The organism is Streptomyces sp. NPDC058279 (genome assembly GCF_042881255.1).
Lineage (GTDB): Bacteria > Actinomycetota > Actinomycetes > Streptomycetales > Streptomycetaceae > Streptomyces.
In genome coordinates, this window is sequence record NZ_JBHVYA010000038.1 from 1 (window position 1) to 9768 (window position 9768).

General features: G+C 69.7%; 11 protein-coding genes and 2 pseudogenes. 9 read left to right on the forward strand and 4 right to left on the reverse strand.

Translation table 11 applies throughout. From position 1 onward, the window contains the following. Nucleotides 1–125: carboxyl transferase domain-containing protein (locus ACFVXJ_RS30940; protein WP_389666779.1), on the forward strand; the 125-nt coding region annotated here is incomplete at its 5' end. A gap of 136 nt (nt 126–261) precedes the next feature. Further along, nucleotides 262–1251, forward strand: coding sequence for an agmatinase (speB, locus tag ACFVXJ_RS30945; RefSeq protein WP_389666763.1), 990 nt, complete (start codon nt 262–264; stop codon nt 1249–1251). 229 nt (nt 1252–1480) lie between these two features. Here the strand turns inward: speB and ACFVXJ_RS30950 are convergent, their stop codons facing one another. After that, the gene (locus ACFVXJ_RS30950) at nt 1481–1969 is read right to left on the reverse strand and encodes a hypothetical protein (RefSeq protein WP_389666764.1); all 489 of its coding nucleotides are present in this window, start codon (nt 1967–1969) and stop codon (nt 1481–1483) included. Between the two features lie 149 nt (nt 1970–2118). Between ACFVXJ_RS30950 and ACFVXJ_RS30955 the strand changes: the two genes are divergently transcribed. The 7 genes and pseudogenes from ACFVXJ_RS30955 (at nt 2119) to ACFVXJ_RS30985 (ending at nt 7274) form a co-directional block, all read left to right on the forward strand. Next, a complete protein-coding gene (locus tag ACFVXJ_RS30955) occupies nt 2119–3372 on the forward strand; it encodes a sensor histidine kinase (protein WP_389666766.1) in 1254 nt (417 codons plus the stop codon). Beyond that, nucleotides 3363–4010: a response regulator gene (locus ACFVXJ_RS30960; RefSeq protein WP_389666768.1), complete on the forward strand. Its 648-nt coding sequence runs from the start codon at nt 3363–3365 to the stop codon at nt 4008–4010. Before ACFVXJ_RS30955 ends, ACFVXJ_RS30960 begins: the two co-directional genes overlap by 10 nt. 18 nt (nt 4011–4028) lie before the next feature. Beyond that, nucleotides 4029–4556: pseudogene (locus ACFVXJ_RS30965) on the forward strand (helix-turn-helix transcriptional regulator); the annotation flags it as partial. A 951-nt stretch (nt 4557–5507) separates the two neighbouring features. Continuing rightward, on the forward strand, nt 5508–5768 hold the full coding sequence (locus tag ACFVXJ_RS30970) for a hypothetical protein (RefSeq protein WP_389666770.1): 261 nt from the start codon (nt 5508–5510) through the stop codon (nt 5766–5768). After that, nucleotides 5765–6139 (forward strand): hypothetical protein, encoded by a 375-nt coding sequence (locus ACFVXJ_RS30975; protein ID WP_389666772.1) that lies wholly within the window; start codon nt 5765–5767, stop codon nt 6137–6139. Before ACFVXJ_RS30970 ends, ACFVXJ_RS30975 begins: the two co-directional genes overlap by 4 nt. 274 nt (nt 6140–6413) lie before the next feature. Further along, complete coding sequence (locus ACFVXJ_RS30980; protein WP_389666774.1) at nt 6414–7085, forward strand: hypothetical protein; 672 nt, start codon at nt 6414–6416, stop codon at nt 7083–7085. 81 nt (nt 7086–7166) lie between these two features. Next, entirely contained in the window at nt 7167–7274 is a 108-nt protein-coding gene (locus ACFVXJ_RS30985) for a hypothetical protein (protein WP_389666781.1), read from the forward strand. Between the two features lie 346 nt (nt 7275–7620). On the opposite strand, the gene ACFVXJ_RS30990 is transcribed toward ACFVXJ_RS30985, so the two are convergent. The 3 genes and pseudogenes from ACFVXJ_RS30990 to ACFVXJ_RS31000 all read right to left on the reverse strand — a co-directional run bounded on the left by ACFVXJ_RS30990 (nt 7621) and on the right by ACFVXJ_RS31000 (nt 9460). Next, complete coding sequence (locus ACFVXJ_RS30990; protein WP_389666775.1) at nt 7621–8106, reverse strand: VOC family protein; 486 nt, start codon at nt 8104–8106, stop codon at nt 7621–7623. A gap of 277 nt (nt 8107–8383) precedes the next feature. Then, nucleotides 8384–8683 (reverse strand): annotated as a pseudogene (locus ACFVXJ_RS30995) (transposase); the annotation flags it as partial. A gap of 312 nt (nt 8684–8995) precedes the next feature. Continuing rightward, the gene (locus tag ACFVXJ_RS31000; RefSeq protein ID WP_389666777.1) at nt 8996–9460 is read right to left on the reverse strand and encodes a hypothetical protein; all 465 of its coding nucleotides are present in this window, start codon (nt 9458–9460) and stop codon (nt 8996–8998) included. Nucleotides 9461–9768 lie beyond the last annotated feature (308 nt).

The following is a 9768-nucleotide window of genomic DNA, read 5'->3' on the forward strand; positions in this document are numbered from 1 at the left end:
GCGGCCTCGTCGACGACGTCATCGACCCCGCCGAGACCCGCGAGGTGCTCGTCAGCGCCCTCGCGATGCTCCGCACCAAGCACGCCGATCTGCCGCACCGCAAGCACGGCAACCCCCCGCAGTAACCCGCCGGGCCGTCCCGCGCCCCGCCTCCCCGAGCCGCCGGGCACGGGTCCGCGCGGCCGGGCGGGCCGAGGGAACATCTTTCGCGGTCCGGCCGGGCGCCGGCCGCGGCACCCATGGAAAGGCACTGATCGCACCATGACCGCCCACCCCAACGGAGTGACCCCGCCGCTGCCGCCGACGGAGACCGACCGGACGCTGCACTTCGCGGGCCCCGCGACGTTCGGCCGCATCCCGCGGATCGACCAGGTGGAGAAGACGGACATCGCCGTGGTCGGCGTGCCTTTCGACAGCGGCGTCACCTACCGTCCGGGCGCCCGCTTCGGCGGCAACGCCATCCGGGAGGCGTCCCGCACCCTGCGCCCCTACAACCCGGCACAGAACGTCTACCCCTTCCACTACAGCCAGGTCGCGGACGCCGGTGACATCAGCGCCAACCCCTTCGACCTGAACGACGCCGTGGAGACGATCGAGGCGGCCGCCGACGACCTCCTGGCCGGCGGTGCCCGCCTGATGACCCTGGGCGGCGACCACACCATCGCCCTGCCGATGCTGCGTGCCGTGGCCAAGAAGCACGGCCCCGTCGCCGTCCTGCACTTCGACGCCCACCTGGACACCTGGGACGACTACTTCGGGCAGCAGTACACCCACGGCATGCCCTTCCGCCGTGCCGTGGAGGAGGGCATCCTCGACACCTCCGCCCTGTCGCACGTCGGCACCCGCGGCCCGATCTACGGCAAGAAGGACCTCGACGACGACGAGAAGCTGGGCTTCGGCATCGTCACCTCCGCCGACGTGATGCGGCGCGGGGTGGACGAGATCGCCCAGCAACTCCGCGAACGCGTCGGCAACCGCCCCCTCTACATCTCCATCGACATCGACGTCCTGGACCCGGCCCACGCGCCCGGCACCGGCACGCCGGAGGCGGGCGGGCTCACCTCCCGCGAACTGCTGGAGATCATCCGCGGCCTGTCCTCCTGCAACCTGGTCTCCGCCGACATCGTGGAGGTCGCCCCGGCGTACGACCACGCCGACATCACCTCGGTGGCCGCCTCCCACGCCGCCTACGAGCTGATCAGCATCATGTCCAAGCAGATCGCCCCGGTCCGCTGGGGCGCGGCGCAGTAACCGATCGTTTCGCAGGACGCGGCCAGGCCGAAGCCGTCCCGGGCAGGGAAACGGGGTGGTGCGCGGTTCGTGCGCACCACCCCCGTCAGACGCGGACCGCTGCGGCGAAGACCGGGAGCGTCACATGGACGGACCGGCCGCACCCACTCACGCCAAGGGGCCGCTGCCTCCGGTCCGACGAGAGCGCCACTCGGCAGGCGGCCGGGGTCCCACCGGCAGTGACCCGGCGTCAGCGCGTCGTGCGAGACTTGCGCGTCTTGCGCGTCCGGGGGAATGCCGTTCGCAGAGTCGTGCCGCGCATCGTGAAGGCGACGCGGATGACCGGGAGTACGCAGAGCGTCTGCATCGCCGCGTACCACCACGGGCAGACGCCCGGGATCAGGTCGACGCCGACGATCGCGATCGGGAAGACGACCGAGATGCCGCGCAGGCGCTCGTAGGACCGGCGGGACCCCTGGGACGCGGAGACGCTCAGGCGGTGCAGCAGCACCGCGATGAGGGGGAGCAGGATCGCGCGGACCCACATGAACGGGTTCACCATGTGGCCCGTGCCCGCGACCGCGATGACCACCACGAGGGCGGCGGCGGTGACCGCGCCGTAGACCTTGACGCCGACCCGAGTCGCGCCGAAGGCGGCCTGGACACCGGGGCTGTCGAGGAGGACCGGGTCGGTGGTCGTGGTGTTCGCGTCGGTCGTGGAGTTCGCGTTGGTTTCCATGGCTGCGACGCTACGGAGCAGCCGTACGACGCGGTATCGGCCTGGCCCCACAGTGCGGTGGGGCCAGACCCACTTCCCACCCGAGCCGCGACATCGCGGGCTGCGGGCAGTACACAGTGGGGGCAGCGAACGAGAAGCGAGGGGGAGCCATGGGACAGGTGCGTTCCTGGGTGGTGCGGGCCGGGATCGGGTTCGGGCGGGCGTGCGTCGGCGCCGCCGTCTGCATGCTGCTGCCGGTGGTGTGGGCCGCCGCCGTGGGGTTGGGGGTGTGGTGCGGGGCGGAGCACCCGTGGTCGTGGATCGGGCCCGCCGTGATCGTCTGCGCGGGCACGCTCGCCTTGGCCCAGACCGTCTGCCGGGCGGTCCGGTTCCTCGTCGCGCGATGGACCGGTACCGACATCCCCGCCGGCCACCGGGAGGCCCGGCCGGTGATGCAACTGTCCACCGGCTACTGGTGGAACGGCTTCAGCTACGAGCGCAGCCGCCGCGACGCCGTCATGGACCAGCGGATGCGGCTGTGGTGGAGCGACCCCGCCACCTGGCGCGACCTGCGGTTCGCCGTCATCGCCCCGCTCACCGCGGGGGTGGTGGCCGCCCTCCCGCCGGCCGCACTGACCGTCGCCGTCCTCACGCTCGCCCGGCCCGAAACCGCCGCGCGTCTCGTCGGGGCGTGCGCCCTGCTCCTGGCCGCCGGCTGCGCCCCGTACGCCTGGCGGTCCCTGCACCGGGTGGCCGTCCGCTTCCTGCGGCCCTCACCCGCGATGGTGCTGGCGGGGCGGGTGGACGAGCTGACCTCCCAGCGCGCCGACGCCACCGTCGCGCAGGCCGCCGAGATCCGCCGCATCGAGCGGGACCTCCACGACGGCGCTCAGGCCCGCCTCGTCGCACTCGGACTCTCCCTAGCCACCGCCGAGCGCCTGATGGACCGCGATCCCGAGCAGGCCAAGGCGCTGATGCGGGAGGCGCGGGCCGGCGCCGCCGCCTCGCTGACCGAACTCCGCGAACTGATCCGGGGCATCAGCCCGCCCGTCCTCACCGAGCGCGGACTCGTCGACGCCGTACGCGCGCTCGCGCTGGACATCCCCCTCGGCGTGGCGGTCAACGCCGGCGGCCCGCTGCGCCTGGACCCGCCGATCGAGTCCGCCGTCTACTTCGGCGTCGCCGAGCTCCTCACCAACGCGGTCAAGCACGCCGGGGCGACCCGGGCGCACGTCCGTCTCGTCCGGGACGACACGGGCATCGTCGTGGAGGTCGAGGACGACGGCCGGGGCGGAGCCGACATCCGGCCCGGCGGTGGGCTCGCCGGCCTGCGCCGCCGGCTGGCCGTCTTCGACGGCACGCTCGCGATCACCAGTCCCCACGGCGGCCCGACCCGTGTGAGGATGGCCGTGCCATGCGCATAGTCGTAGCCGAAGACCTGTACCTCCTGCGCGACGGGATGGTCCGCCTGATCGAGGCGTTCGGGCATGAGGTGGTCGCGACGGCCGCCACCGGACCCGAGACGCTCGAAGCACTGCGGACCCACCGCCCGGACGTGTCCGTCATAGACGTCCGCATGCCCCCGACCCACTCGGACGAGGGCCTGCGCGCGGCCCGCACCGCCCGCGCCGAGCTCCCCGGCCTGCCGGTCCTGATCCTCTCCCAGCACGTCGAGCAGCTCTACGCCCGCGAACTGCTGGCCGACGGCTCCGGCGGCGTCGGCTACCTCCTCAAGGAAAGCGTGTTCGACGCCGACCAGTTCATCGGCTCCCTGGAGCGCGTCGCGGCGGGCGGCACCGCCATGGACCCGGCCGTGATCGCGAAGCTGCTGTCCGGCAGCGCCCCCGACCGGGGGCTGGGGCGGCTCACCGAACGCGAGTACTCCGTCCTGGGCCTGATGGCCGAGGGCCTGTCCAACCACGCCATCGCGCGCCGCCTCTTCCTCAGCGAGGGCGCCATCAGCAAGTACACGACCACCCTCTTCGGTAAACTCGGCGTCACGGACGACGACGACACCAACCGCCGCGTCCGCGCGGTCCTCACCTACCTGAACCAGCCCTGACGACGGTGGTGGGCCGGCCTCCGGCGCGCGGTGTTCGCCGGACACAAGCTGCGCATCCGGTACGCGGCCGTCGACCAGGCCCCCAAGTGGCGCACGGTGGACCCGATCGGCCTGGTCACCGTACGAGAACAGGGCTATCTGCTGGCCACGAGGGACGGCGCGGACCGCACCTACCGGCTGTCCCGGGTGCTGACCGCCAAGGAACTCGACGAACCCGCGCAGCGACCGCACGACGTCGATCTGGATCGGGCCTGGCAGGAACGCAACACGCGGTTCCGCACCGGCGGCGACCAAGTCGCCGTGCTGGTACGGGTGGACCCGGCGCGGCGCGAGGACCTGGCCGGCACCGCCCTCGCCGTCCGCGCCGAAGAGACCGACGCCGACGGCCGGCTGAGGCTGGACCTGATCTTCCAGGACTCACGGCACGCCGAGTGGGCACTATGGCAGCACGCCGCGCACGCGGAAGTCCCGGCCCCGCAGTGGCTACGCATCTCGCTGCACGACCGCGCCGCCGCGATCGCCACCCGCTACGGCGCCTCGTCCTGAGGCACCGTCCCGGGAGCCGACGCCTGTCGCGGGTGAGGAGGCGCGGCTTTCGAACCTATCCGTGCCCCTCCCCGGCTCGGGCGCGGTGATCAGTGGCCCTGGGTTGTGGTCGACCGGCAACCCGACCAGACCGTTGGCCATCCGGCCGGTGAGATCAGCCGGCCGTCCCGGTCCGGGGGAACCGCCGGCGATCCGCAGGATCAGCTGCGATTTCGTTCTTTGTGGTGAGTCACCGGTGAGTCACCAGGCGTGGGGGCAGGGCCCGGAAGGCGATGACGTTCGCTGCCGGGACCGGTGGTCTGGGAGCGGGCGTTCGGCCCCGCGCCGACGGTGGTGCGGAGGGGACCTTACCGAGGGCGGCCGTGGAGTGGCGTGCGTAGCGCATCATCGCGGACACCCCCGCAGGCGCCGGCGCAGGCCTGTACTCCGGGCGCGGAGGCACACCGGCCGGCCCTGTACGTCGTGGGCCCACGCCGAGGGCGACTGGCCGGGGCGCACGACGGCTTTCGAGTTCGGCGCTCGCCGGCATCGGCACCCTGGCGGCAGACCGGACAGCCGGAGGCGACAACTTCTCCAGCGCTCGACATCCCCACCGCACCTACAGGGACGCCCAGCGGAGCACCGCTGGAGCGCGGCGCGGCGGGGCCCCGCGATGCGGCATCTGCCGGCCCTCGAATCCCTCCTTCACCCAGGCCGATACACGATAGGGGGCCTTGGCCTGGCGCCGGCGCAGCGCCCGGTTCTCTTCGCCCGGCCCAGCCGCCCCCGTTTTGTGAGACTTCCTGGATCTCCATGCGGGCTTGTGAGAATTCGCCGTGCAGCGCGGATAGACCCACTGTCGGGTCACTTCATCGAACAGACGTGGCCCTATGTGATTGCGCGACTACGGCGGACAAGCGCGGCAGCCACAACAACCTGACAGCCGATTCTACCGACGGTAGAATCATGGTCATGAGTAGCAGCAAGCCCACGAGCATCAAGGCGACCGAGGCCACCCGCGACCGGTTGCGCCTGCTCGCCCAAGAGCGCGGCACCACCATCACCGAGCTGCTCGAGGAGCTCGCCCAGAGCCGGCTGACCCAGGCCGAACAGGAACAGCGCGCCCTTGAGGCGGCTGCCGAGCTTGGGCTGGAGTACACCGAGCAGGTCCAGCGGGCCGGGCAGTCCGCCTGGGACAAGATTCGTGCCCATCAGGGCAGTGCCGCCGCGTGAGCCTGACTGCTGTCTTCGATCACACAGCTCTCCTCGCTCTCTATCGGGCCGATCCGTTCTTCACCGGTCTCTACATCGAGTCGTCCCGCGGTACCGGCCGTATTCTGATTCCGGCGCTGTCCGTGCTCGCCGCCGAGCGGGCGGCCGTCGGGGCCGGGGCTCATGCCGCGCGCCTGCGCTTCGCCGAAGCTGTGCCGTTCACCGCGGAACACGCCTTGGACGCCGTGTCCTGGCCCACGACCGAGTGGCAGGTCACGCACCCTGCCGCCATCGCCTGGCAGGCCGCGAAGACGGGAGAGCCCGTCACCGTGCTCTCGCTGACCCCGGAAGCGTATGAGGGAACCGGCGTCTACCCCCTCAACCCGTCCTAGCGGGGTGGACCGGTAAGGAGTTCCCTGCGCCGCAGGCGAAGCCCGCCCGGGTGGCGGTGACGACACTATCCGCCCTCTCCACCCGAGCCGGTGGCACTCAGCCCGTGGCGTGGGAGGCATGCCGGCATGCCTCCCGAAGATCCATTCTCACCAGCTGACGAAGATCTGGAGCGGGCCGCCGCGGGTGGGCGAGTATCGCCGCGCACATGACAGGTGCCGGGTGCGATGGCTTAAGGTGCGGGCGCTCGGACAGTTCGAATGGGTGGGGGATGGCATGGAACAGATTTTGGCCCTGGTCGGCGGGGTGGCATGGACGGTCGTGTACGTCGAAGCGATACGGGTGGGACTGCGAGACCAGACGTACGCGATACCCGTCGGGGCCCTCGCCCTGAACTTCGCATGGGAGGTGACTTACTCCATCTGGGGGTTCAGCGGATACGCGGACAAGACCCAGTTGGTCATGAACATCGTGTGGACTCTCGCCGATGTCTTCATCGTGTACACGTACCTGCGCTACGGCCGGGCCGAGGTGCCCGGCTTCGTCACCCGGCCTCTGTTCGCCGCGTGGAGCGGACTTCTCTTCGCGAGCGCCTTCGTCGTGCAGCTGCTCTTCGTCTCCCAGTTCGGCCCGCAAGACGGGGGCCACTACTCGGCCCTACTGCAGAACCTGTTGATGTCCGTGCTCTTCATCGCCCTCTACGCGAGTCGACGAGGTCCGCTCGGCCAGTCCCTCGTCATCGCGGTCGCCAAGTGGGTCGGCACGCTCGCGGCCACGTTCCTCCTCGGGGTCGTGGAGTACTCCCCGCTCGTCCTCGGACTGGGGATCCTGTGCTCCATCTTTGACCTTGCGTACATCGCGCTGCTGGTCAAAAATCCGGCGGCCCGGTGGAGAGGCGCCGTCCCCCAGGTGGAGGACGGGTCAGCGGTCACGGCTTCCACCAACTGAGCCTGAGGCCACACGGCCTACTAGTGCCCGCTGGTCCGCAGGGACGAGCGGGCGAAGGGTCAGTTGTATCTGCGGGGCCTCTTGCTGGACGGCCGACGCAAGTCTATGCAGCCGATGGCCGAGCGGCTCAGGGTAGACCATCAACCAGTTGCAGCAGTTCATGACGTCCTCGACCTGGCCGGTCGCTGACGTGCGGGCCCGCCTGGCGTGGCGGGCCGCGCGCGCGGTGCGGCCGCAGGTGTGGGTGGTGGACGACACCGATTTGGTGCCTGGGTGGCGCGGGAGATGGCTGGGTGCAGGGATGCCGACGCCCCGAAGCGCCCAGCGGTTGGCTCTGGCGAACGAGATCTTCAAGAACACGGGCGGGTCGCCTCCTGGGTGAAGTGACTGCCGCCCGCGATGTCGTCACCAGGCCCGATCGCGGGCCGGCCATTACCGGTGGCAAGCAGCCCAGGCATGACCGAGCGGTGCAGTCGGCGAGTTCCGTCAGGTACGGCGCTCGGTATTCGGTCCGGATCACCGCGCACGGGTCCAGTTATCCGGCGGTGGCCAGGCGGCGCCGAAGCTCCTCCTGCGAGACGTCTTCCACGTGGGTCAGAAACACCCACATGTGCCCTGAAGGGTCCTTGAGGATGACGGTGCGGTCACCGTGGAACATGTCCTTCGGCGGCTGGAGGATCTCAGCGCCGGCGGCTTCTGCGCGCTCCGCCAGGTTGTCGACGTCCGGCACGAAGACATGCAGCATGACGGACGTACCTCCGCCGAGCGAGGCAGGCGCGGTGAAGGAGGCGGCCTCCGCCTCGTCCACGCCGGCGTCGCCCAGCATCAGAGCCGACCGTCCGATGGTGATCTCGGCGTGCAGAACCCCGCCGCCCGGAGCGTCGATCCTGAAGTCCTCACGGGCACCGAACGCCCGCTGGTAGAAATCGATCGCCGCGGCGGCGTCGTCGACCATGATGTGCGGGATCACGGCATAGCGGTAGCGGTCGGGGATCTCGATGTGGTCTGTGCGCTCGGTCACGGCGAACCTCCTTGAAAAGGCACCGCTGGTCGGTTCCTGCGGCTCTGGAAGGAACCTAGAAGCTCAAGCTTGGTTGAGGTCAAGCGTCGACGTGGCCCTGCAAGTCCTGCCTACAGAGCCCCTACAGGCCTTGCCCTGCCAATCGGAAGGCACGGCTCGCCAACTCGAGTGTTCATCCGCCAACAGAAGCGTCGAGTCACATCAGGCATGGAGGTCACGATCTACAGCTCGAGCACTAGCGAGCCTCTCCCCGTAGGACTCGGTCTTAGACCGTGTCCTATGTGGTGGGGCGGACGAGTTGTTTGTAGCAGCAGGGGGCGGTGGCGAGGCCGAGGAAGGCCGGGTAGTTGCGGGGGTTTCGTTCGTGGCGGTGGTTGAGTCGGCGGTAGCCGGTCAGCCACGACATGGTCCGCTCGATCACCCGCCGGCGTTGCCCCAGTCGCTGTGAAGACTCGACTCCCTTGGGTGCGATTCGGACGACGATCTGCTTGCCGAGGAGCCATTTCCGCAGTCCGGGGATGTCGTATGCCTTGTCGGCGTGCAGTCGTTGGAGCTTGAAATGTCGGCCCCGGTAAGGGATGCAGTTTGATGTGATTGGTCTTATGCATTCGACGCTCCACGAATCCGGAGGGGCGGGATATCTCGCGGGAGGGGGCAGTGATTTTACCGGATCCTACACAGTGTATCTGAGTGTGCTGGATTCGATGCAGTGTACTGCTCCGGCACCCGTCGACTCCTCGGAGGTTCATGGCGATGGGTCCGGGTCGGGAGGTGGTTCGGTGAGTCGTGATTCGAGATCGGCCAGGAGCCGCGGGGTCCGCCGGGCCCGGTTTGGTGGGTGCGTCGCCGGGCCGGCGGGCCGGTCTGTTTTTGGGGAGTGGGCTGTCCATCAGAATGGGGGAGAGGGGGTCTGTCCATCGGTGGAGGAGGGTTGCTCTACGCCGAGTTTCGCCAGTCGTGAACGGATCGCGCCGGGCTGACGGGCGAAGTGTCGGGCTAGTGAGGTGATGGTGTGGCCAGCGGAGTGGAGTTCCACAAGCAGTTCCTCGTCCTCGTGTGACCACTTCTGGTAGGCGTTGCCGTGCTGTTTTCTGACTTCTTCCACCGCGTAGGTGCGGGGTGGTGCCGGGGGAGTGATGGAGGCCAGTTCGATTGCGCTCAGTGAGCTCGAGGGGAAGGATCCCGTCTCGACGCCGTGGAGCCAGAATGTCACCAGGTCGCCTTCGAAGGTCAGTACGTCCGCTTCGAGATCCATGGTCCTGCGCATGATGTCCGGATCGTGGGGGTCGACGACGAAGTCTGTGAAGCGTAAGCGGAGCTGATTGCGTGGCAGGTCTGTCATGAGGATCACCATGCCAGTCCTCCCACTGGTCGAGGGTCCCTTGCTGCCGCTTGGGCCTGCGAAGCAGGCCCAAGGCTCGGAGGCGAAGCCGTAGAGCTCAGGGCAGGGGAGCGAAGCGGACCTGCCTCGTGATCCGCAACGCGGATCACTCCGGCGGCTTGCCGCCGGCACTCCCATGGCCCGCAACGCGGGCCATTTCCATGGCTGTTGCAGCGAAGCGGAGACAGCCGGCGCGGCTTGCCGCGCACCGATCCGCAACGCGGATCGGACGCCCCGCAACGCGGGGCGTTTTCACTCTCCAGCGCGCAGCGCTGGAGGAC